Here is a 22480-nt window from a genome sequence, read left to right as displayed (position 1 = left end):
CAGGCGTGTTTGGTTGCAGTTTGAGGAGAGTTTTAACAGGTGCGCGGGGGTGGTAGCCGATGCGTTTGTGCTGCGAGCGAGGAGCAGAAATTTCGCTAATAATCACTGATTATTACCTTCACCTTCAACATAACAATGCGTTCACGAAGCACACTTACTTACATGCCATGTTATGGTTAAAATGCTTTTAAAACATGAGGATATAGAGATTACTGTCACAGCATGGCACGGATGTGTACCGTTCAGGCATGCAGAGGGCTTTGCAAACCATCGGCAAAAACCGGCGTTGAACATGCAGAGGCGACACCCGGGAACCTGGGGGCATATGTACGCCGTGAGACGCAGGGTGAATGGGAACATTTCTTCCTGGCAACTTACTGGAACGATCTCGAGGCAGTGAAAGCATTCGCAGGCGAACAGTACCAGATTGCAGTCACCTATCCGGACGACGAGCAATTTGAGTTGCTATCGATCCGTATGTCTTCCAGCACAACGTGCAGGCAGTTTCCCCTTTGTCGTTATTTGCTGGCCGCTGACGCTTTACTATTGAGAGGCACACTCGATTTAGCAGATTGCTTCAGCTGGAAACCGCTCAATGATGAGAAGATGGGTTTACGCGGCAGGTGGCAACGTCAGTCGGGTTGCACGCAGCAGCCCGACTGACCAGGCTTTCCCCTAAAGGCATGTGGGGCAGGCATCCAGCCTTACAGGCGGTTACCGGCCTCAACCAATTCGTTATAGGATTTTAAAACGCGCATCGGTGAACCCGATACCATCCAGCCCGAATTGCCGCTTCCCTTAAGCAGACTCTGCTCACCCGTGCTGTAAGGTGTTTTATCGCGAATCCGACGCATGCGATCCTTGCAGTCTTTCAGGAAGGTTCCGGCATTATCCTGGAAGATGGACCAGGTTAATGGCTTGCCCGCTTCGCTGGCCGTTGCCTTTTCTGCCTCATCCAGCAACGCACTGTAAGCATCGAGGGCTTTTGTCATGCCGGCCACCTCGGGCGCGGGGGAAGTAAACAGGGTCGCCAGCGGTTTGGCCTGAGTGACTAAAGCCAGACGATAATAGCGACTATGGCGGCCTTCAGACTTCTCAATCTCAATGAGTTGCGCAGCCACAACCGCATTATTTTCTTTTTCCACTTCGGCACCAAACTGGTCGCTGGATTTCATAAAGCGGTTAAACGCCTTCATAAGGGGCTGATGCATCTGCTTGCCTTTCGCGAAGCCGTCATCCTTGTAATCTTCCTGACTGTAATAACGGCTTGCCTGAGAAACCAGCGGCTGCAGCGTCGTTAAATCCGCCAGATACTGTGTGGCTGCGGCATCCAGCGCCGGCAATTTTGGACTGGCCTTTGATGCCTCATTAATGGCCTTGGTGCAGGTTTCCAGTTCGTAAGGAGTGACATCGCCCAGCACATTGACGTTGCGCTCCTTGCCGGTTGGGCCCTTTTCCGCATTCGCCATCCAGCTCACATAGCGCAGAGCACTGTTGCGAACAGAGTCATCGGCAGTGTTGAAGCATCCCACATAGGCGTTTAATTTTGAGGTGAGTTGCGCAGCGCTATCCTCTGCAACGGCCTGGGGTTGACTCTGCGCGGCAGGTTTTGCATCTGCTTTGTCACTGTTGTCGCATGCTGCCAGTGGCAGGACAAGGGCGCTCACCAGCATCCCGGGTAACAAGGTCCTGCTTGCTCTTTTAAACACAATCGCTCCTTCGTTTAGGTTTTTTAAATACAGAGTGGGAATGAATGTCCGCGTCGCCTCCCTCATCACCGGAGATAAGTGAGGCAATAAGTTGCGGGTTACAGGCTCTGCGCCGCCGCGGATTCTTTCGGCAGTAACGCCCGGACGGTTTGATGACGATGCCAGTACAGGCCAGGGGTATTTTTTAAAGGCTTCGATCTCTTTCTTCAGCCCCGGCAGATGAATCTCACTGCGCTTTTCCCCTGCGGGTTCGACAGCACATGCTGCACGTAGAGCTTATCCTGGCCGAATTTACGAATAAGATTGATGTTTTTATCGTTATTCCCCTCCAGCACCTCGCCATTTCTCGGCGACACAATGAACTCTGCTGGCGAAAATTATGATTCGGGGAAATCCTCAGCAGCCGGAGTTTACCGGATGTTCGGACGGCACGGGTGCAGAACAACAACCTCTCATTGATGTTAATCCGCCTGCCCGGCAGTTTGCATAGACACAAGATGTAGCGTTATCCACAGAAACGGTGGATAAGTGGGCCAATCCGGCAGAATTGGTGCTTTACCGAATCCCCGGGGAAGGACGTAAAAAAACCGCCTGGCACATGCCCGGACTCTCTGTATTAGCGGTCCAGGAAAGCAAGCATCACTGGTGTAGCAGGGAAACCGGCGCGTTATGCCCTGGTGTTGGCCGTCCGGTTCCCCTTCATCACTCTATGTGGTATCGGCAGCGCATCAGCGAAGCGCAATATAGAGTGTTTCCAGGTGTAACAGCAGGGCCGGAGGCGCCATCAGACTGACCAAACGTTTTACCGAAGGCATGGCGAAAAACGCAAAAAAACCGCCTGGCGACGGCCCGTCGGCTTTTACCAACCAATAGCTTCCTGCAGCGCAGGATGTCAGTTTCGCCTGCAGCATCGCTTTTCATAACAAGTGATGTCACAGGAAGCATGCTGCGTGAACGTTCCAGCCTCTCTTCATTACGCCCCGTAATAGCTGTAATAGCTACGTAACTACCTCCAGTGACAATACGCTGAGCGCCTGCCAGCCCTATTCCACTTGTACCACCCGTGATCAATATACGTTTACCCTGAAACCTGCCCCTGCTTACTCCCTTTATTTGGCTTTGGACTCAGCATTACCTTGCGTAAAAAAACACTATCCGTTCTCGGTTTCATTACACAACCATGACATTGCTGCTTGAGTGTCCGTTATGAGCGAAAAGCGGACATTAATAACATCTCTTTATCGTCAGTTATCACTCAGCAAACTGTTTGCGTCCCAGGCCTTCATCGCAAAGGATACCGAGGCATTAAGTTCTTTGCCTGTTACGCCATCACGCGCTTCAGTTGACAGGCCTATCTCAAAGCAATGCAAATACATGGCCAGCGCTCGCGCATCGGTGTCTGCGGCCAGTTCGCCCGAATCAATGGCTCTAAGGACGCACTTAAGGAATCCTTCGCGGGTACGGGTGCGTCGTGATTCAAGAATCTGTCTAATATGCTCGTGCCCGGGCGAACAGGTAATAATGGATAACGCGATAAGACAGCCGCTTGGATGCCCCTGTTCTGTCTGCATTTTTGCTGAACGGCGTAACGCCAGTTCAGTAGCCTCACGCGGGTTGAGACTATCGTCCCAGAGGCAATCGTTAACCTGACCATAAGTTGACGAATAGCAATCAACGACTTCTTCAAACAGTGCCTCTTTCGAGCCAAATGCCGCATAAAAGCTCGGTGCCGTTATGCCGTTACCGAGATTTGCTTTGAGCAAGGCAAGCGAAGTGGACTCATAGCCATACTGCCAAAAAAGGTACATTGCCTGACGAATTGCTTCGTCGCGGTCGAATGTGCGTGGACGTCCCATCTTAGCCATATCCTCTCCTCCTCTGGCAAATCATACATATATACTAATCGATACATATATGCTTGACAACCCTCAGGGTGATCTATAGTTTTTAATATACATACCAATTAGTACATATGTGTTTGCAAAATGATTTTGTGAATTTTTCAGCTATTTCAGTAACATTAAAAAGGGTTCATCGTGCACGCTAATACAGAATTTCCGACCGCCATAACATCACGCAGGTTGCCTCTGGCGCCCTTGCTGGCGTTTGCCATGACTGGCTTTATCGCCATCTTGACCGAGACGCTTCCGGCGGGCCTGCTTCCGGCCATCGGCGAGGGGCTTGGCGTTTCACAGGTCATGGCAGGTCAACTGGTGAGCATCTATGCGCTGGGATCGCTGCTTGCAGCGATTCCGCTAACGGTGCTTACCAGTGGATGCCCGCGTAAAAAGGTGTTGTTGCTGGCGGTGGGAACCTTTGTGGTTTTCAATACGATTACGACCATTTCGACCAGTTACTCGCTGACGCTTGCGGCTCGCTTTATGTCCGGCGTGGCGGCTGGCTTGGCATGGGGGATACTGGCTGGCTATGCGCGGCGCCTCGTTCCGGCTGATTTACAGGGCCGCGCACTTGCAATTGCTATGGTCGGCATTCCGGTTGCTCTGTCACTGGGCACTCCGGCAGGAGCATGGCTGGGCGGCATAATGGGGTGGCGAGTGTCGTTTGGTCTGATGGCAGCCTTGGCGGTTATTTTGTTTATCTGGACGTTAGTGGTGGTTCCTGATCTGCCGGGACAACAGGCTGAGCGGCGCTTGCCCGTGTGGAATGTTTTTATGATGCCCGGCGTACGTCCAGTTCTGGCGGTCATCTTTTTATGGATGACTGCCCACAACATCCTTTATACGTTTATAGGGCCGTTCCTGGCGTTGTCAGGCCTGACACCGCGCGTCGGCTTCATCCTGCTTGTTTTCGGCCTTACCGCACTTGTCGGCATCTGGATTACCGGAACGCTGGTTGATCGTCACTTGCGTAAACTCGTTCTGTTCAGCCTCGCGGCGATGGCTGCTGTTGCAGTGGTGCTGGCTGCGGGCATGCAAGAGCAGAGCATTGTCATACTGGCAGTTATCGTGTGGGGATGGTCATTTGGTGGTGCGTCAACCCAGATGCAGACAGCCGCCGCTGATGCGGCCGGCAATCATGTCGATGTTGTTCAGGCGATGGTAACGACCGCATGGAATCTGGCTATCGCCAGCGGCGGCGTTGTCGGGGGCGTGCTGCTCAATAATGCCGGTGCGGCATCCTTTCCATGGGCACTGATGGTCTTTATGGCGATCGCCTTTCTCATTGCTTACATCGGGAAAACGTATGCTTTCAGGCCTGGTGCCAGAAATAAATAAACGAATCAATGGGCTGGATACCCGTAATCATTTCCGGCCTTAATACAGCGGGGGGACTGTAATTTATGACGGGTACTTCCGCTTTTCGCTCACAGCGGACATTTTCCAACTTAGTGGGCAGCTTAGTGCCAATAGCGGACATTACGAACCCGGAATGTTAGCCTGCAATCTGAAACTCAGTGTAGGAGGTGTATTAATCGGATTGTACTTAAGGCTCGATACATATGATTGGCAGAATTTATCCATGCACTAAGGATGAGTCTTAACTCATACCCTTAGAGCGTTTAAAATCAACTTGAATGCAGGAAGAGCCTGCCTTCTACTTGGATAATAAAGATGGTAACCAGGAAATGTGGGTGACCAGTCCTCAAGTACAGGTATTAATTTTCCCTCTCTGATATATTTTTGCACCACATCCTCAGGAGCATACGCCAGCCCGTATCCTGCAAGCGCCGCCGATAACAGTTGAGGCGAAGTATTGAATATCATCTGGCCGGATACCTGAACTTTCAACTCCTGCCCGTCTTTCTCAAACTCCCAGGCGAACAGGCCTCCGTGTGTGGAAAGCCGCAAATTTGCGCAGTTGTGTGAAGTCAGATCTTGTGGCGTTTCTGGCTTAGGATGTCTGGAAAAGTAATCAGGAGAGCCAACAACGATCATGCGAAAATCAGGAGAGATACGCATGGCAATCATATCTTTGGCAATCTGATCCCCGACACGGACTCCCGCATCGAAACGACCGGTCACAATGTCGATCAATCCATAGTCTATGTTGATTTCAAGCGTGATATCCGGGTACTCCCTCAATAACGTTGAAAGCTTTGGCCAGAGTATAGTGGTTGCCGCATGGTCATGAGCGGTGATGCGTATCATGCCTCCTGGCTTCTCGCGCAGCTCTCCCAAAGAGGTAAGCTCGGTCTCAATCCCATCATAGTAGGGAGCAAGATTGGCAAGCAGTCGTTCTCCCGCCTCTGTTGGCACTGCCCCCCGGGTTGTCCGGGTCAGAAGACGTATCCCCAGCCTTTCCTCCAGACCTCGAATGCTATGACTGATTGCTGATTGTGAAACGCCCAGGTGCGCCGCGGCCCGCGTGAAGCTTTTTTCACGCGCTACCGTAATGAAAACAGCAAGATGATTGAAATCCGTATGATTCATTATTAGTTCCACTCATGTCAGTTATCTGATTATGCCACTTCAGTAATGATCAGTCATTCCTTAGAGTAGATGAACACCACCTAATCAAGCCGTGCTTGTGAGGTGTTCAATCCATAAACAGGAGACTCATTATGCAAAAGCGACAATTAGGTAACAGTGGCCTTGAAGTATCGGCAATTGGTCTGGGATGTATGGGACTGACCTTTGGCTACGGGCCTGCTACAGACAAAGCTGAAGCCATCAAACTTATCCGTGCAGCTTATGAGCGCGGCGTAACGCTGTTCGACACTGCAGAAGCGTATGGTCAGATCAATGAAGAAATGGTCGGGGAAGCTGTGGCACCGTTCCGTGACCAGATCGTTATCGCTACAAAATTCGGTTTCAAAGAGGGTAATGCAGCGGCGGGACTCGACAGTCGTCCTGAGCGTATTCGTACTGTCGTTGAACAGTCCCTTAAGCGGCTGAAAACGGATTACATCGATCTCTTTTACCAGCATCGTGTGGATCCAAACGTGCCAATGGAAGATGTCGCCGGAGCTGTACGCGACCTGATTCAAGAAGGAAAGGTGAAATATTTTGGGATGTGTGAGGCGGGCGTAAAAGCTATTCGTGACGCACATGCTGTTCAGCCGCTGTCCGCACTGCAGAGTGAATACTCTTTGTTCACCCGTGAACCTGAAGACGTCATTATCCCGACGCTGGAAGAGCTGGGTATCGGCTTCATTCCTTTTAGCCCGCTGGGTAAAGGCTTTCTTACAGGAAAGATTGATGGTGCAACCACCTTTGCTGAAGGAGATGTCCGAAATAATCTGCCGCGTTTTGCTGACGAAGCCCGTCAGGCCAACCATAACCTTGTCGCCCTGATCGGTAAAGTTGCTGAGCGTAAACAAGCAACCCCGGCACAGATTGCTTTAGCCTGGTTGCTGGCTCAAAAACCATGGATTGCTCCGATCCCCGGCACCACAAAACTTCACCGTCTCGAAGAAAATGTAGGCGGGGCTGCAGTTGAACTCACGGCCGCAGACCTACAGGAAATTGCAGATGTGCTGGCAAAAGTTCCCGTCCAGGGCGAGCGTTATAACGCTGCAATGATGAAGTCCATTAACCGCTGAGCCTTGCTTCATTAACCGGCGACGCCATGTCGCCGGTATCCTCCCCCGTATTCATTCTCAGAGGACATCATCATGACGACCCAATCTCTTAAAGGCCGTATCGCACTGGTCACCGGCGGAACAACCGGCCTGGGTTTCGGTGCAGCGAAGCGATTGATTGAACACGGCGCAACAGTCTATATCACTGGCCGCCGACAGAACGTGCTGGACGAGGCAGTAACCAAACTGGGCAACTCAGCCAGAGCTATATGTGCGGATGTCTCAAGTAAAGAAGACATGCTGCGTGCGGCTGCCACCATTAAAGTCGAACAGGGGCATCTGGATATTTTGTTCGCTAATGCGGGTGGTGGCCACGCCACGCCACTCGAAGAACTGACCGAAGATCAGATCGACAGCGAACTGAGCATAAATGTTAAAGGTGTTGTACTCACTATGCAGAGCATGCTGGACGTGCTTCGTGACGGTTCCTCCGTAGTGCTGAATGCGTCGATTACTGCAGATATGGGGTTACCTGGATTTGCTGTTTATGCCGCGACCAAAGCGGCAGTGCGTTCACTGGCTCGCAGCTGGACCACGGATCTAAAAGGGCGAGATATCCGGGTCAATACCATAAGTCCCGGTGTAGTCCCGACCGAGGGTTACAGCAACGAACAGAAAATGAGTGACAACGATATTGCCTCATATGCTGAGCGAGTTTCCGCAGAAATACCGGCCGGGCGCGTGGGCACCGCGGCAGATATCGCGGATGCGTTGATTTTTCTGGTATCAGACTCGAGTACTTACATCCGTGGCATTGACCTGATAGTCGATGGCGGTATGACCCGTGTTTATGCCGGTAAGAACTGAGGAAATGACGATGCAGAAAATAAAATCGGAAGAACGCCACATCATCTGTGAACTGCGATGTGAACCTGAAAATCGTGAGCGCGTTAAAGAGCTGGTCCTGAAATTTGTTGAGCCTGCACGCCTTGAAGCCGGTTGCCTTTATTACGATTTTTATCAAAAAATCGATGAACCCGACACGTTTTATATTATTGACGGCTGGGTAAACCAGGATGCAGTAACCAGCCATGCGGAAAACCCGCATGTTGCAGAAGTTATGTCATACCTGCAACCGCTGCTGACATTCGGACCTTCTGTCAGTCTCATTACCCGTGTCAGTGACTGATAAGGGTAACCCCTCGCTTTATTATTCATGGCATCACGTATGCTTCCTCTAAGCCACAACGCTAAAAAGGGACTCAAATGAATGGTATAAATCCTTATATTACGTTGAATAATGGTGTGAAAATGCCCGCTCTGGGATTGGGTGTTTATCAGGCCAAACCTGAAGAAACTACCGAGGCGGTGAAGAAGGCACTGGAAACCGGATATCGGCTTATCGATACCGCTGCGGCCTATTTTAATGAACGTGAAGTCGGCGCCGGGATCCGTCGGTCGGACGTAGACCGCGACGATATCTTTATTGAAACTAAATTGTGGATTTCCGACTATGGCTACGATTCTGCTCTTCGCGCCTTTGATGTCAGTCTGAATAAATTAGGCATTGAGCAACTGGACCTCTGGCTGCTTCATCAGCCTCTGGCATCAGAATTTGAAAAGACCATTCAGGCCTATAAGGCGGCTGAAAAGCTGCTGGCCGAGGGGCGCGTGCGTGCCATTGGTGTATCCAACCTCACGCCCACTGAACTCGACAGATTGATTACAGAGACCAGTGTTGTTCCTGCGGTGAATCAGATCCAGGTTCATCCATATTATTCACAGGCGGAATGGCGTGCGGCTAACGACCACTATGGCATTATCACACAATGCTGGTCACCACTGGGTGGGTCTTATACCTACAACAATGCGGAGAAAAATCCTTTCGAAGATAAGGTAATCACTGGCATTGCCAGAAAATATTCGAAGACGCCGGCACAGGTTATTCTTCGATGGCATCTGGATCACGGATATTCCGCCATTCCTAAATCTGTAAAACCCCACCGAATTGTCGAAAACTTCGACGTGTTTGATTTCAGGCTCACGGCTAATGAAATTAAAGTTATTGATGCGCTTGAAACAGGCGTTCGTGGCGGCCCGGATCCCGACTCACTGGATCTGGCAACCTATGGTTTCCAGATCCCTGACTGATGATTTTCCAGTGTAATGACAAAGGTGCGTAAATGCGCCTTTGTCATGGTAGTGGGTGAGCGCTAAACCGCTGCGATGCAGGCGACCATCACACATTAACTTAGCTGATTAAAGGCCGGAAAACTGCTCCGCCTCAAAGGGATCATTCTATGAAAGTTACAGAGCTGACGAGTCGCCAGCAGGCGATCGCTCCAATTTCTGCATTCACTGCGTTGGGCGATAATCATAAACTGAGAGCCGCACTGGAAGCAGGCCTACATGCTGGCCTGACTATTAACGACATAAAAGAAATACTGGTACAGCTTTATGCTTACCTTGGTTTTCCACGTGCGCTTAACGCACTTGGAACCTTTATGACCCTTGTGAATGAACGAAAAGAACAGGGTATAAATGATATTGCAGGTTCCGAAGCCAGCCCGCTGCCTGCTGGCCGATCCCTCCTTGAACTGGGCACATCTGTGCAGACATACCTGATAGGTGTGCCAGCCAAAGGGCCTGTATTCGATTTTGCTCCTGCTATTGATACGTACCTGAAAGAACATCTGTTTGGTGACATTTTTGGACGGGACAACCTCAGTTATGAAGATCGTGAGATTGCCACCCTTGGCGCACTTGCAGGCCTGGAAGGCGTTGAGCCGCAGCTAATGTCCCATTTCAACATTTCTTTAAACATTGGTTTGACTGAAACGCAATTATGGGGGGTGATCGTCGCCCTTGAAAATTCGGCCTGTCCGGTCGTCGCTCAACGTGCAACGTCAGCCCTTGAGAAGGTGCTGGCAGCCAGTAAGTAAAATCTATGCAGCTTCTCTCTGTAGCGCAAAAGCTGCGTAATGGCATGATTATTAAAAAACAGGGAGGCCGATTTGATGGCTTTCGCGACGTGATGTCGTAAGCCCTGACCTAAAGGAATATGGCAATAATCTGGAATGCGGGGCCCATGCCTTTAATGACTTAAAAATAAAGGCATGTCCTGACAAAGTCAGCAGGGCTTTCGATGCAATGTCCGCTTTTGGCACAAAGCGGACATCTGCATAAGGCAATGTCCGCTATGAGCGAAAAGCGGACATTCACAGTTATTCTGCCGAGATGGAGTTTTTGCTAACGTGGTCGCATATTAATTAACAGTGAGCACATCAGCCAGAACGTAAGGCGTCAGGACGGGAGCAAAAAGGGATGCAACTTGACTGCAGAAAGATACAAATAGAGTGCAAAAAAGCGGCGAAAAGGTTATAAAAACACCGGCATAAGGCCGGTGCCAGCTCAACTCACCCCCTAAAAATTTATAATGAAACTCACCTACCTGTTTCATCTGTCAGCTTTTATTACATTTGAGTAACAACCAAATTTGGGGATTTTTTCATAATTCCGAAACGGCTCGAAACTTGATTTGGTCTCTTCAATCTTATAAGGGTTAAATTTTTCTCGCCTAATAAAAAGGCCGCCTTCCTCATTGAAAATGTAGAACTCTCCACCTATGACCTCATCCTTATCTCCGTCAAACTCACGATGAGTCGCCATAGTCAAAAATAAGTTATCCGCATCTGTTACTAGAAATTGATATGTCAGATACTCACGACATTTTTTATCTAAAAATCCGACACCAACCATTCCTTTATCTATGAAGAACTCGACAAAGCAAGATGGCATAGAGTCCGACCCAATAAGAGCTGTATACGACTCACCCGAGAGATGCCTGGAATGTGCCAACGATTGATCCATAAGCTCTATCGCAACCTTTTTCATCCGAAACCAAGACTTACAATAAAAAATAGGTAGCCCCATCAATATACCTTCACATTAGTATCTCTAATTAAAACCCCTGCTTTACTGGCAGCGTCCAAGATGGCTTTTGGAATTATCCCATTCTGCGGAGGAACTTCAAGAATAACAGTGCCCTGCAATACCTTACCGCCCAAAGTTCCACTGGATGGAACTTTCGCAATAGTCGTGCCAGAAGGGTATCTCGTTACAGCCTCACTTATGTAGCTCTTTACTGTCGCCTCTGAAACCTCAGATTACAGCGGCGAGAAGATGGCGCTTTTAAAGGATTCATCACAGGGTCTAGATTAGATCCTCACCATTTAAAAGCGCGATGACGTTATCTGCCCCTAGAGCTTCTCTAACCATATCAGCCATTTCGTCTGTCGATATATCTAACGCTTTGTTATTCACAGTGATAACGAAGTAAGAGCAGGGCACCAACCCACAATAACTTGCAACCTCTCGCTGAATTGGATGAGGTATAAATCCACTTGATAAATAATATTGAGCAGGGAATACACAAGGATATTTTGCTGCAAAAAAATTCAATTTCTCCTGCAATTCAGAGATGTTATATGTTGTATAACATGATATATGTATGGACATAACTCCCTCACTTAATCCTTATAGTATTGCCTGATTTATCAATGATAACAACCTTCTCAAGACCCATAATTGGCCACTTAGTAAGCTGTTGCTGCAATGCAGGGACGGACACTTTTGTGTCACTCATATTAATAACAAAATTTGTTGTTTGCCCAGAGCCAATTTTTTCTTTAACGCCAGACAATATATTCCTAACATTGCTAGAACTAGGAGCGTAGTTATCAAAAACCTCACCTTTTATCCGATAATCAGGATCGTAACGGCCAGAAGAGCAAGTATTCAGGACTCAGATACAAGAACCTCCGTCAACTGGCCGGGGAATATTACTGTTCATTAATCGGGAATGCTGTAACAGGACAAATACCAAGGCGAGTCGAAATCACATACGACTCAAGCCCGTTACATTCAGGAAAAATTCTCAATAATTTCTTCCCCTCAAACTCTAAAACAAGCTCCCCCCCTTCTTCAAGCAAAGCACTTGTTACCTGATTATTTAAATAATCAAAAAGCAGTTCACTGGTGTACACATCCTCACCGTGCCCCTGTTGTTTCTGTCCTTGGAGCTCCCTTATAAAAGGACACTGCACTAGCACTGTTGAACCGTTTCCGAATATCAAAATTTGCGAGCCAATGCCAACAGTTACACCTGTAAGTAATGTTGACTCCAGCTCTGCCAAATCTGCTTCATTAATCATGAATAACCTCTCACCGCTTAGGTGGCATAGTATTTGGCGGCAATGGCACATGTGTTCCCCCTTGTGCCAGTGCCACCGGTTGCTGGATTTATCGGCTGTCCATTTTTTTCAGAAATCCAATAGCCATATTCTAAACCAGGAACAGGAGTCGAACCTGGAGGCATCAGTCGGATAAAGGTGCTCCCGAAAACGCTTGGATCAGTGCCAGGGGGATAATAAATGATGCTTCCAGGAATCCTGCCTGGACGGCTTATCCAGCCCGATAGAATTACTGGCCCTTGAGGCGGATATAAGATCCCGGAGTAAGATGCATTGTGTGAATGATCGGGAGAACATCCGCTTATGGCACAAAACGGACTGACATCAAGCCGATGTCCGCTATGAGCGAGAGGCGGACATTTTGTATATAACTCATAGACACTATGAGTAGCACAGCTTTTATTAATCATTTAAAAATTGTGACTAAAAACTGAAGGTAAGCACATTTTTCGTAATGATAAATATCATCACCGAGCTTTAACGATAGCCATGACGAAACCATCCCATCCTTTTTCACCAACAGTCTGTACTGCTGTTGCTTCAAGGCGCTCATCCTCAGAAATCATGTCGACAAATTCTCGCAGACCTTTAACGTTCGGATCTTCACTACTGGGGTCGATTACACTGCCACCGCGCACAGTGTTATCTCCTACGATAACAGTGCCTTGTTTCGACAGTTTGATAGCCCAGTCAAGATAGTGGGGGTTATTCACTTTATCGGCATCGATAAAAATCAGATCAAAGGGAGCATGAAGCGTGGGTAAGACATCAAGTGCAGCTCCCCTATGCAACGTGACGCGCTCAGCCAGCCCCGCTTTGTTTATATTTTGGCTTGCAACCTCTGCATGATGCTCGCTGAATTCAATTGTCGTTATGCTTCCATGTGGTGGGAGAGCCCTGGCCATCCATATGGTGCTATAACCCCCAAGCGTGCCTATTTCAAGAACACGGACGGCACGCGACATTTGAATGAAAATCGCCAGCATTTTTCCCTGTAAAGCAGAGACATCGTGTGTGGGCAATCCCTGTTCTGTGTTATTGGCAAGAGCGTATTTTAAATCTGCATCTTCAGGGGCGAGCTTTTCAGAAAACCAGGCATCTACCTGGGACCATTTATCAGAATCGCGTGAAGGATAATCTGGAATGCGCATATGAAACTTATTCTCCTTAAAAACCCTATGAAAGTTTAATCGTAATTTGTTACATGGCTCGCCTATACCGATCTTGTTTGAAATTTAAGATTAGCAACATCTGCTCCTGGGACAAAGCGAACCTAACCACGGGGGACGTCTGCTATGATCGAAAAGCGGAAATTTTGACATGAGCTATCCACTTACCTTATAAAATTGTTTTCACAACAAAGGGATGTTGAATTGAAGATCTATACCTACCCCAAAAGCCGATCATTAAGGGTTCTCTGGGCTCTTGAAGAAATGGGAATGAATTACGAGTCCATCAGAGTCGATCTTTTGAACCCTGCTTCTGAGGTTAAATCACCCCATCCACTGGGAAAAGTTCCTTTTTTGACCGATGGTGACGTGTCAATCAGTGAAACCTTAGCAATCTGTATTTACCTGTGTGAACAACATAACAACATCTCTATTTATCCCGCAACCGCCGAAGAAAAATCCTCTGTTAATTCGTGGTTAAGCTTCACGCTATCCGATCTGGAAGCCCCCGTCTGGAGTCTGCTCAAACATATTGTCTTCATTCCCGAAAATCAACGTTCCACGGATTTAATGAATTACCTCAGTAAGGAGGCAGATAAAGTTATCTCTCAGATTCGCTTTAACCCAACTCAAACATGGATTGCGAGTAACAACTTTACACTGGCCGATATTTTTCTTTCTCATACGTTGTTATGGGCAAAGCTGTGCGGATTGGAAATCACCGAAGAGATTGATAGCTACATATTAAGAGCAACGAGTCGCCCCGCTTTCTTAAAGGCTCAGGAAGTAAATAATCGTTAATCAGGTATTGTCATCTCTTAAAGGTGCATTGATGTCCGTTTCTGGCACCAGGCAGACTGACGACAGGCTAACGTCCGCTATGAGCGGAAAGCAGACATGCGCAATTATTATGCAGCAGTTGGAAGTTTGGTTAACGTAGACGCGAATTAATTAACAGGGGCAGGTCATTGCCTGCATATTTATAAGTCACCTATTTTTTTGGGGCGAAGCAGCCCCTGATTGATCCGTTTTTGGAGTGCTGATTGTGACGGGTTCAAAAAATATACCTTGTTCATCGATAGCAACATTGAGTGCTAAAAAATCCAGCTAACAGTGGGCGGGATTTCATGTCAGAATTGATAAACTATGTTGTAGTTGATACCGAGTTCTTCTTGCAACTTTATTGCTAGTTTCCTACCATCTTCAATGAAAATACTTTCCAATATTTTATTGTGAAATCCAGATGAGGCTGGATCGTCCATTTTAAGAGTCAAATCATATCTCGTAGCCCAATCATGCAAGCTTTTCTTTAATTCTAAAGAAATTGGTAGGTCATCAGGAGATATGTCACCAAAATCACCTGGTTGTACTCCCCACAATGGATGACATTGATAGTCAGCCATTATTTTTATTTCTTTCATTTCACTGTACCTCTAAGGTTCGCACCGCTATACATCCATTATTACAATATAATATTTATTACCATTGATTGTCTTTTCATATATTGCCCGACTGACCTGCCCCCAGTTGCTCCACACAAACTGTTGTTAGCTACGTCCGCTTCTGGCACAAAACGGACTGATGTCAGGCTAACGTCCGCTATGAGCGGAAAGCGGACGTTTAAAAACTGATATTTGATAGATTGATTATAGGGAACTAAATGATTAGCATCTGCTCTTTCGGGCAAAGAAAATGACTGTTAACGATTCTCTCTTCGCATTCTCTCTCGCTGCGCTGTTACTTACCCTGACTCCCGGCCTCGATACGGCACTTATTCTGCGCACTGCTTGCGCTGAGGGCGGCAAAAAGGCTTTTCACGTTGCGCTTGGCATTGATGCCGGCTGTTTTATATGGGGTGCGCTGGTCGCGTTAGGTCTTGGTGCTCTTCTGGCGGTTTCAGAGATGGCTTACACTGTGCTCAAAGTTTGTGGTGCGGTCTACCTGAGCTGGCTGGGCTTACAACTACTGATACGTCCCCGATCATCTTTCAGTGATGGTGATGACAACAACGTTTCTCAGGGGAGCTGGTTTATCAGAGGAATACTGGGGAATGTGCTTAATCCCAAAATGGGCATTTTCTATGTCTCTTTTTTGCCGCAGTTCATACCTACCGGTCACTCACCTTTAATATGGACTTTTATCCTTGTCAGCATCCACGTGGCGATTGGGACTATATGGTCAGTCACACTCATTTTATCCACGCATTTTGCGTCAGCCATATTGAAGAAAAGTCGCGTTGTCCGGATTATGGATAGAGCAACAGGGGGCTTATTTTTATGCTTCGCGGCTAAACTTGCTATGAGCACAAGATAGTCTTGGGCTGACTGTAAACGTCCGCTTCTGGCACAAAGCGGACAATGGTGCAGGCCAATGTCTGCTATATGTGAAAAGCGGGCAGACACGTTCACATCTGAGCGATGCACCGTACTTTCTAATAGTTTATCAACTCACTTCCTTAGCCTATCTGTTGCAGTGTCAGTGAGCATCAGTACCGATTTTAAGCTGGTTTGAATCCGTTCAATAATGGCATCACGTGGTCCTGACCTCCACGCATCACTGCAATAAAATGCTCTCTGTGATGCATCCAGATGCTCAGGGTCATCATAGGCTCGGATTAGGTAGTAAGAATCCTCATCATGCGTTGAGTTTCCAAAGGCAATGATGCCAATGCCCGCATCACGATGGAGGGGGATACTTTCCTCAATCATGATTTGATGAAATTCCCGTCCAGTGCCTGCTTTCAAGGTGTACTGCAATAACTCGACTGTTTTCATCAAACTCTCTCAGTTGCTTTAAGTTCGGGAGAGTTAGCAAAAACTCTCCTGGTGCGTTCACGCAGATTTCCTCAGCCTGTTTATGCAGCAGTATGGCCGTTTTTCGGCATCCTGATACCCGGTGCGAATCATGCAAAAACGCCTCTGATAATTTCGGTGCCATTGTTGCTCTATATACCCGCAAATTAATACATTCCGATGTTCATAATGTCTTCTTCTGGCACAAAACGGACCTTCAGGATGAGTTTTACTGCAGGTGTGATTGTTCATTACCCCGCGGCGGATTAGATTCCAGAATGCGGCGCAATTATCTATCGATGTAGGCATTTCACTGCGTTTAGAACCCAGTAATATAACGTCGGTAGAAACATTTCCCCCGGCCAGCGAAGGCGTTTCCTTGCCTTCTGATCTGTAAACCGCTTTCACTGCTCCCTGTCATACGCCCGGCGCTTCAGTTTTCGGCATCCTTCATCGTGATATAGGTCAAGCATCAGGGCGACTGCCTGCCCTCACACATCACATCACATCACATCACATCACACGCGGGGAGTTTGCCACCAGCCGGTATGTTGCCGCAGAAGTCACCTGTTGCGATGCGCGGGACAAACCTTCATCAGGCGCCCGTAGTGCGCATACTGAATGTCTCAGTGACCGTGAACGGTCAACCCTACGAGCCGGATAACAACAGGACGGACAACAAGTATGCAAAAGAAAGCCGCTGGCATGGCGACCTGGTAAGCATTCATCACATTTGTCATGTAATGGGGTCCCACTCCGAATTCGGCTAAGGTGATGACCAGACTCATCAGGAACGCCATGATGATCGCCATATAAAGCGCAAATATGTAGGGTGCCGTGCGCCCAGGAAGGCGGGTTCGCTGGTTTTTCTTTGAGGTAGTATCAGTCATCAGAATATCCTGTTTAACAGAGGTAGATAAAACTGCAGCTAACTTAACAAGCTTATGGTGAAGGCTGTAGAGCGGTTATGCTTTAATCATTATTAAGTAAAAGTGACGAATTCAGTATTGAGGATAATATGGACGTTTTAGGGTTGATTAATACTTTTATCCGCGTCGTGGAGAACGGCAGTATTGCAGCGGCGGCACGCGCTAAAGGTATGAGTCCGGCAGCGGTCAGTCAGAGTCTTTCCCGTCTTGAAGCGCATGTGGGCGTGCGACTGCTATCGCGCACCACCCGCAGCATGACCTTAACTGAAAATGGTCAACGGTATTTCGAGAAAGTCCGTCACATTCCCCATGATATTGAACTCGCCTCTCAGGCGGCTGCAAATGAAACCAAACCGCAGGGACCACTTTGTATTGCGACGACAGCCGCATTTGGGCGGCACGTTCTGGCTCCTCTTATGCCGGCTTTCAAAGCCTCTTTTCCTGATATCGATATTGAACTGATCGGTACCGATCGCAACGTCGATCATCGCCGGGAAGGCGTCGATGTCAGTATCCGCATCGAAGCACAATTGAATGATCAACTGATCGCCAGAAAAATTGCATCGTTACCTTTCATATTCTGCGCGGCGCCTGCTTACCTTGAGCGCGCTGGCACGCCTCAAACACCTGAAGAACTTAGCCAGCACGCTTGCCTGGTTTTTCGCTACCCCACCGACAGACGGTTTTTGCCATGGACTTTTAAGGTCAACGGACAACCTGTCAATGCAAAACTCAATCCCAGTTTTATCAGCGATGACATTGATATTCTTGCACAACTCGCTGTAAACGGAGGCGGCATTGCCCGCCTGGCAAGCTTTGTTGCCCAGCCATTGATCGACAGCGGTCTGCTAAGGTCTTTGTCCTGGTCAGGTCACAGTAGCGAGAGCAATATTGAGTCCCTGCCGATGAATATTTATGCCTGTGTCACCGAACGTTCGGCACTTAATTCAAAAGTCCGGGCATTTATTGAATATGTAGAAGGTGCGATTTAAGACAAGCGCGCTGATGCGCCTGAGATAACACGACTGTGCCAGACGCACCGTTTAGCTTTCGCTGGCCTCCATTAGCCCTTTAATCAGTAAGGCGAAGGCTGTAACGGCTGCTTTTTCTTCAAGTTGCCCACGCGTTAGCGCCACGGATAATGCTTCTCCGGCACCCACCAGGCCAATGCAGCACTGTCGCAACGACTGGGATGTCATGTTTGCATGTGGCGTCAGAACTGACACAAACATTGCAACGCAGTTGTCCAGAAGCTCCTGGAAAACCACCGCCTTCTCTTCGCTCCCCGCCAGCGCCGCACCGACTGCGTGAAACTCATCCGTTTTATCCGCAGCGCAATGAATATAGGCGCTCGCCAGCATCTCTACCGTTTCCTGCTGGCTTCGGGGAGCCGCGCTCATGGCATCAGTAAATGTCCTGATGCGTTCCATATCAATCCATCTGTACAGCTGAATCAGCAACGCTGAACGCGTCGCGAAGTGATCATAAACAACAGGTTTTGAGACGCCTGCGCGCACAGCCAGATGTCCCAGAGTCAGCCTGTCCGCGTTTTCCTGCCGCACGATCAGAAGTGCAGTGTCGAGAAGCTGTTGTCGTCTTTCTGCTTTGGACAGTCTTTGCGCAGGCGACCTGGCAGCAAGGGCATTGTGCTCATTCATGGTATTCATCCTGTTAAACCTACTAAAAGTAGCTTATGTGTAAATACGGTGCTACTGTTCCTACTATTGGTAGCTTATCACGTCAATAAGGAACCACGCTTATGTCATTTCATCCTGTCTTACTGCTGGGCGGCTCCGGCGCTATTGGTCGCCAGACTGCCCGGGCGATGCATAAAACCTATCCCGACTTCCCTTTGCTGATCGGTGGCCGTGACCTTTCCAGAGCACAGAGCGCAGCGGCAAAAATAGGAGGCGCGGAGGGAGTAGAGATCGACACCTCTTGCCCCAATCTGGGTCTCGGCGATCGAGAGGTCAGTGCGGTGGTTGTTCTCTATAAGGACCATTCGCTTGCCACACTGCGCTTTGCTCAGTCACGCGGCGTCCCGCATCTGAGCATATCTTCCGGCGTGTTTGAGATTGCTCCGGAAATCGCAAGCTTTATGACTGCCCCGGGAGCCTCGGCAGTGGTGCTGGGCTATGAATGGCTGGTAGGAGCCACGACGGTTCCGGCGCTTCATCTGAGCAAGACATTCAGTCAGGTAGATGAAATTCGTATCGGTGCCCTGGTGGATGAGCAGGATGTTGGAGGCCCTGCCGTTGCCGCTGATTTCGAGCATCTGCATCACCTGCTGCCCGCCGCACTTACCCGCCGCGCCGGCGTCTATATCTGGCGCGAAGGCGATGATGCCAGGACCACATTCCTGGCGGTTGACGGCACCGAAATCGACGCCACCGGTTTCTCCTCGATCGACGTGGCTGGACTGGCAACCGCTACAGGCGCGCACACCGTTCAGTTTGATCTGGGCATGGGTATCAGTTCAAGTCGGCGCGAAGGCGGAACATTCTCGACCGAAATCATTATCGATATTTCAGGCCTTGATCACTCTGGAAAGGCGCTTCATACGCGGAGTGCAGTCGTTCATCCGGGTGGGGCAGCGCCTCTGACAGGCATGGGGATTGCCCTGCTTCTGGAACGACTGATCGGAATGGATGGAAAGCCACCGGTTGCGCCGGGCCTCTATTTTCCTTATCAGATTCTGGATGCGGCCCACTACTTGACGCGGCTTGAGGAAGAGAACGGGCAGCTTCTGCAACTGCCGCTGCGATAGCGTGAAAGGATGAAGAAACGGGCTGACACTCGTTCAGCCCGTTTTTACACGCTATACGCTAAAATCTGCCTGTTTCTTAACAAGAACGTCGTCAAGGTGCGCAACACAGACAGCACTGACCCGCATGATTAATTGCGACAGGCACCTGAGACAGGCATTTTCAGGCCGGTATGATAGGGCTTTACTGCACCGATAATGGCTTCAGACAAGGATCCCGATACTATGGCTGTTAAAAAAATCCTTCTTACCGGCGCCAGCGGCCGTATTGGACGAACCTGTTTTAAGGCAATGCGCAAAACCTATGACTTTATCCTCACCGATCTACATAAGCCGGATGATGAGATCGGTTCGCCGCATCAATTTTTTCAGGCAGACCTTTCCGTGCCGGGTGCAGCAGAAAAGCTGTTGGCCGAATCGGAACCCGACGCGATAGTTCATCTGGCAGGCATTCCCGACCCCGATGCTACCTTTGAGCAGTTGTTGCCGGCCAACATTCTCTCCACCACATGGCTGCTTCAGGCAGCGGCAGCCTCATCCTGTCGCCGCTTTGTATTTGCCAGCAGTGCCCAGACAATTGAAGGTTATCCGGTTGATGTACAAATACATCCGGGCCTGGCGGTAGCGCCAGCTAATCTGTACGGCGTAACGAAATGTTATGGCGAGGCGCTGTGTTCCTTTTATGCCACTCAGCATGGACTTTCCTGTGTCGCGCTCAGAATCGGCGCTTTTGAACCTAAAGACGTAAATGCGCTTAAATCCGCCCGCGATTACAGCGCCTGGCTCAGCCCTGAGGATGCAGTGAAACTGATAACCCGCGCGATAGAAGCTGAAAACGTTACCTTTTTTATCGGCTATGGCATTTCAGATAACCGGTTCAAACGCTTTGATTTGTCACGCACCCGGGAAGTGCTGGGATACCAGCCAACTGATGATGCCTTTCGGGAATATAAACCGGGGCCGGTTCTGTTCGAATAGCAAACCTTGCATAAAGAAGTTTTTATTCATAAAACCGCCGCACGCCCTGCAAACAGGCTGCCGACAGCATAGCGCTTAGCCTGTCACTTTCCCTGCCACGCACCATTCATGTCTGGTGCAAAGCCGGGTTGCTGCAGAACCGGGCGTTAACCCGAAAAAAGCCTCATATAAACGCTTGATTCGAACCTGAGAGGCTATGTCTGTGTCGGTTACTGACTCGGACAGATGCCCTTCATCGAAATACCGACAAGGTATGAAAAGCAGACGTTAGCACCGAGATTACGTCCCCTGAATGGTGATATCACGCAGGTTAAACGCTTTTGCAGCAATCCTGGTCACATGATCGGCCAGCACGCCATTGACATTAAGAATGCCCTCTCTAAAAGGCACCCAGCAGCAGTCAGCCGCGTCATCTCCAGCCTGAAGCTCGCCTTCCAGGTAATGGCATAACAGTGCAATCAGCACAAAGTGATGATGATGGCCAGCCGGGTCACAACCAATCACTTCAACTACATCGATGAGTGGTCCGACTCTCGCCGTTACGCCCGTCTCTTCCATTAGTTCACGCAGAGCAGCGTCATGTAATGTTTCGCCAGGCTCTACGGAACCACCAGGATAACCCCAGGTACCTTTCTGGGGTTCTTTGCTACGCTGAACGAGAATGACCTCTTTGCCACGAAGTGTGATGGCAATGACAGCCAAACCAGGTTTAGCCAGGGTTATAGGCTGAAGGGCATTCTTCGCCATCAGAGGCAAGAGGGATGAACAGGTAGTCACAGAACCTCCGGTTTTCAACAAACCCAGCAATCAGGGTTACAGGTAAGATGGCAAATTCACAGGATTTGAGCCGTGCGTTTAGCCAAAATAAGGCCAGGTAACGTGATGACTCACACCGGCGTCAGATAAAATCATCGGTTTATCGTGGTGCGCAGCACTCTCTCTTGCAAAGCAAGTCACTAATAACTAACTCGAAATCCAGTTGCAAAAACAGATGGCGATGCTCAGCGTGAATGAACAGCGTCACCATGGGTTTTGCCTTAGCGTTACCCTTCTCTTCCGCAGGATTGCGTTTACCTGCACTGCAATTAATCAGTCTGGCTTTATAAACATTGATTTGCAGTGTGGGCAGAGCAAGGTCTGCTTTTTACCTATTTTTTTTATCGACTGCTGCGACTCTTTTTGGCATACCGGACAGGTGGATAAAGAGGTTATTTCGGTGATTTGATCCATAATTCGATTGAAAAAGGACATCATATTTGGCCTTAAAAATGAATGAGATCTACACTACCACCTCTGGTTGTTTTTTATACAGATAATAAGCATTCATCATCTTATCGTAAAATATCAGACGGCCGGGTTCACTGATTGCCATCCGGTCATATGAGCAGTGTCCGCTATAAGCAAA

The 22480-nt window shown here is 48.9% G+C and carries 25 protein-coding genes and 3 pseudogenes; 12 read left to right on the top strand and 16 right to left on the bottom strand.

Features of this window, described 5'->3' with window-relative positions; genetic code table 11:
• Window positions 1-208: 208 nt before the first annotated feature.
• Window positions 209-536 (top strand): annotated as a pseudogene (locus tag EM595_RS19285) (hypothetical protein).
• Window positions 537-704: 168 nt separating this feature from the next.
• On the opposite strand, the gene EM595_RS19280 reads toward EM595_RS19285, so the two are convergent.
• The 4 genes and pseudogenes from EM595_RS19280 to EM595_RS19275 all read right to left on the bottom strand — a co-directional run bounded on the left by EM595_RS19280 (window position 705) and on the right by EM595_RS19275 (window position 3574).
• Complete coding sequence (locus tag EM595_RS19280; protein WP_231938741.1) at window positions 705-1709, bottom strand: YiiG family protein; 1005 nt, start codon at window positions 1707-1709, stop codon at window positions 705-707.
• Between the two features lie 98 nt (window positions 1710-1807).
• Window positions 1808-2068: pseudogene (locus tag EM595_RS21565) on the bottom strand (M48 family metallopeptidase); the annotation flags it as partial.
• A 529-nt stretch (window positions 2069-2597) separates the two neighbouring features.
• Window positions 2598-2756, bottom strand: a pseudogene (locus EM595_RS21420) (oxidoreductase); the annotation flags it as partial.
• A gap of 197 nt (window positions 2757-2953) precedes the next feature.
• A complete protein-coding gene (locus EM595_RS19275; RefSeq protein WP_067436700.1) occupies window positions 2954-3574 on the bottom strand; it encodes a TetR/AcrR family transcriptional regulator in 621 nt (206 codons plus the stop codon).
• 171 nt (window positions 3575-3745) lie between these two features.
• Between EM595_RS19275 and EM595_RS19270 the strand changes: the two genes are divergently transcribed.
• On the top strand, window positions 3746-4945 hold the full coding sequence (locus tag EM595_RS19270; RefSeq protein WP_067436697.1) for an MFS transporter: 1200 nt from the start codon (window positions 3746-3748) through the stop codon (window positions 4943-4945).
• 267 nt (window positions 4946-5212) lie between these two features.
• Here the strand turns inward: EM595_RS19270 and EM595_RS19265 are convergent, their stop codons facing one another.
• Window positions 5213-6100: a LysR family transcriptional regulator gene (locus tag EM595_RS19265; RefSeq protein WP_034458343.1), complete on the bottom strand. Its 888-nt coding sequence runs from the start codon at window positions 6098-6100 to the stop codon at window positions 5213-5215.
• Window positions 6101-6231: 131 nt separating this feature from the next.
• Here EM595_RS19265 and EM595_RS19260 point away from each other — a divergent pair, with 131 nt between their 5' ends.
• The 5 genes from EM595_RS19260 to EM595_RS19240 all read left to right on the top strand — a co-directional run bounded on the left by EM595_RS19260 (window position 6232) and on the right by EM595_RS19240 (window position 10133).
• Window positions 6232-7212 (top strand): aldo/keto reductase, encoded by a 981-nt coding sequence (locus EM595_RS19260; RefSeq protein WP_067436694.1) that lies wholly within the window; start codon window positions 6232-6234, stop codon window positions 7210-7212.
• Between the two features lie 72 nt (window positions 7213-7284).
• Window positions 7285-8058: an SDR family oxidoreductase gene (locus EM595_RS19255; RefSeq protein WP_067436691.1), complete on the top strand. Its 774-nt coding sequence runs from the start codon at window positions 7285-7287 to the stop codon at window positions 8056-8058.
• 10 nt (window positions 8059-8068) lie between these two features.
• Entirely contained in the window at window positions 8069-8380 is a 312-nt protein-coding gene (locus EM595_RS19250; protein WP_034458338.1) for a putative quinol monooxygenase, read from the top strand.
• A 77-nt stretch (window positions 8381-8457) separates the two neighbouring features.
• A complete protein-coding gene (locus EM595_RS19245) occupies window positions 8458-9342 on the top strand; it encodes an aldo/keto reductase (RefSeq protein WP_067436686.1) in 885 nt (294 codons plus the stop codon).
• Between the two features lie 149 nt (window positions 9343-9491).
• Window positions 9492-10133: a carboxymuconolactone decarboxylase family protein gene (locus tag EM595_RS19240; protein ID WP_067436684.1), complete on the top strand. Its 642-nt coding sequence runs from the start codon at window positions 9492-9494 to the stop codon at window positions 10131-10133.
• 514 nt (window positions 10134-10647) lie between these two features.
• On the opposite strand, the gene EM595_RS19235 is transcribed toward EM595_RS19240, so the two are convergent.
• From EM595_RS19235 to EM595_RS19225, 5 genes are all read right to left on the bottom strand, one after another.
• A complete protein-coding gene (locus tag EM595_RS19235; protein ID WP_067436681.1) occupies window positions 10648-11124 on the bottom strand; it encodes a lytic transglycosylase in 477 nt (158 codons plus the stop codon).
• A 279-nt stretch (window positions 11125-11403) separates the two neighbouring features.
• Entirely contained in the window at window positions 11404-11709 is a 306-nt protein-coding gene (locus tag EM595_RS21255; RefSeq protein WP_071852573.1) for a CDI system immunity component, read from the bottom strand.
• Window positions 11710-11716: 7 nt separating this feature from the next.
• Complete coding sequence (locus EM595_RS21220; protein ID WP_231938752.1) at window positions 11717-11950, bottom strand: CdiA C-terminal domain-containing protein; 234 nt, start codon at window positions 11948-11950, stop codon at window positions 11717-11719.
• Between the two features lie 82 nt (window positions 11951-12032).
• Window positions 12033-12404, bottom strand: coding sequence for a hypothetical protein (locus tag EM595_RS19230; protein ID WP_067437041.1), 372 nt, complete (start codon window positions 12402-12404; stop codon window positions 12033-12035).
• A gap of 506 nt (window positions 12405-12910) precedes the next feature.
• Complete coding sequence (locus tag EM595_RS19225; protein WP_067436678.1) at window positions 12911-13594, bottom strand: O-methyltransferase; 684 nt, start codon at window positions 13592-13594, stop codon at window positions 12911-12913.
• 222 nt (window positions 13595-13816) lie between these two features.
• On the opposite strand from EM595_RS19225, the gene EM595_RS19220 reads away from it, so the two are divergent.
• Window positions 13817-14413 carry a glutathione S-transferase family protein gene (locus EM595_RS19220; protein WP_067436675.1) on the top strand — a complete coding sequence of 199 codons (597 nt, stop codon included), beginning with the start codon at window positions 13817-13819 and terminating at the stop codon, window positions 14411-14413.
• A gap of 329 nt (window positions 14414-14742) precedes the next feature.
• Here EM595_RS19220 and EM595_RS19215 read toward each other — a convergent pair whose 3' ends face one another.
• Entirely contained in the window at window positions 14743-15033 is a 291-nt protein-coding gene (locus tag EM595_RS19215) for an immunity protein CdiI family protein (RefSeq protein WP_067436672.1), read from the bottom strand.
• 271 nt (window positions 15034-15304) lie between these two features.
• Between EM595_RS19215 and EM595_RS19210 the strand changes: the two genes are divergently transcribed.
• On the top strand, window positions 15305-15925 hold the full coding sequence (locus EM595_RS19210) for a LysE family translocator (RefSeq protein ID WP_067436670.1): 621 nt from the start codon (window positions 15305-15307) through the stop codon (window positions 15923-15925).
• 134 nt (window positions 15926-16059) lie between these two features.
• On the opposite strand, the gene EM595_RS19205 is transcribed toward EM595_RS19210, so the two are convergent.
• On the bottom strand, window positions 16060-16386 hold the full coding sequence (locus tag EM595_RS19205) for an NIPSNAP family containing protein (protein ID WP_067436667.1): 327 nt from the start codon (window positions 16384-16386) through the stop codon (window positions 16060-16062).
• Window positions 16387-17030: 644 nt separating this feature from the next.
• Window positions 17031-17294 (bottom strand): DUF2798 domain-containing protein, encoded by a 264-nt coding sequence (locus EM595_RS19200; RefSeq protein WP_067436665.1) that lies wholly within the window; start codon window positions 17292-17294, stop codon window positions 17031-17033.
• Window positions 17295-17422: 128 nt separating this feature from the next.
• Here EM595_RS19200 and EM595_RS19195 point away from each other — a divergent pair, with 128 nt between their 5' ends.
• Window positions 17423-18325, top strand: a complete 903-nt coding sequence (locus EM595_RS19195; RefSeq protein WP_067436663.1) for a LysR family transcriptional regulator — start codon at window positions 17423-17425, stop codon at window positions 18323-18325.
• A 51-nt stretch (window positions 18326-18376) separates the two neighbouring features.
• Here EM595_RS19195 and EM595_RS19190 read toward each other — a convergent pair whose 3' ends face one another.
• Window positions 18377-18991, bottom strand: a complete 615-nt coding sequence (locus EM595_RS19190; RefSeq protein ID WP_082691705.1) for a TetR/AcrR family transcriptional regulator — start codon at window positions 18989-18991, stop codon at window positions 18377-18379.
• Between the two features lie 101 nt (window positions 18992-19092).
• Between EM595_RS19190 and EM595_RS19185 the strand changes: the two genes are divergently transcribed.
• Both EM595_RS19185 and EM595_RS19180 read left to right on the top strand, forming a co-directional pair.
• Window positions 19093-20100: a Rossmann-fold NAD(P)-binding domain-containing protein gene (locus EM595_RS19185; RefSeq protein ID WP_067436660.1), complete on the top strand. Its 1008-nt coding sequence runs from the start codon at window positions 19093-19095 to the stop codon at window positions 20098-20100.
• Between the two features lie 222 nt (window positions 20101-20322).
• Entirely contained in the window at window positions 20323-21075 is a 753-nt protein-coding gene (locus EM595_RS19180) for an NAD-dependent epimerase/dehydratase family protein (protein ID WP_067436657.1), read from the top strand.
• A 279-nt stretch (window positions 21076-21354) separates the two neighbouring features.
• On the opposite strand, the gene EM595_RS19175 is transcribed toward EM595_RS19180, so the two are convergent.
• Both EM595_RS19175 and EM595_RS21560 read right to left on the bottom strand, forming a co-directional pair.
• Window positions 21355-21822: an NUDIX domain-containing protein gene (locus tag EM595_RS19175; RefSeq protein WP_067437035.1), complete on the bottom strand. Its 468-nt coding sequence runs from the start codon at window positions 21820-21822 to the stop codon at window positions 21355-21357.
• A 342-nt stretch (window positions 21823-22164) separates the two neighbouring features.
• Window positions 22165-22305 (bottom strand): YnfU family zinc-binding protein, encoded by a 141-nt coding sequence (locus tag EM595_RS21560; RefSeq protein WP_419190159.1) that lies wholly within the window; start codon window positions 22303-22305, stop codon window positions 22165-22167.
• Window positions 22306-22480 lie beyond the last annotated feature (175 nt).

The sequence above is a fragment of the Duffyella gerundensis genome (genome assembly GCF_001517405.1).
Taxonomy (GTDB): Bacteria; Pseudomonadota; Gammaproteobacteria; order Enterobacterales; family Enterobacteriaceae; genus Duffyella; species Duffyella gerundensis.
This window is presented reverse-complemented; position numbering and strand designations above follow the sequence as displayed.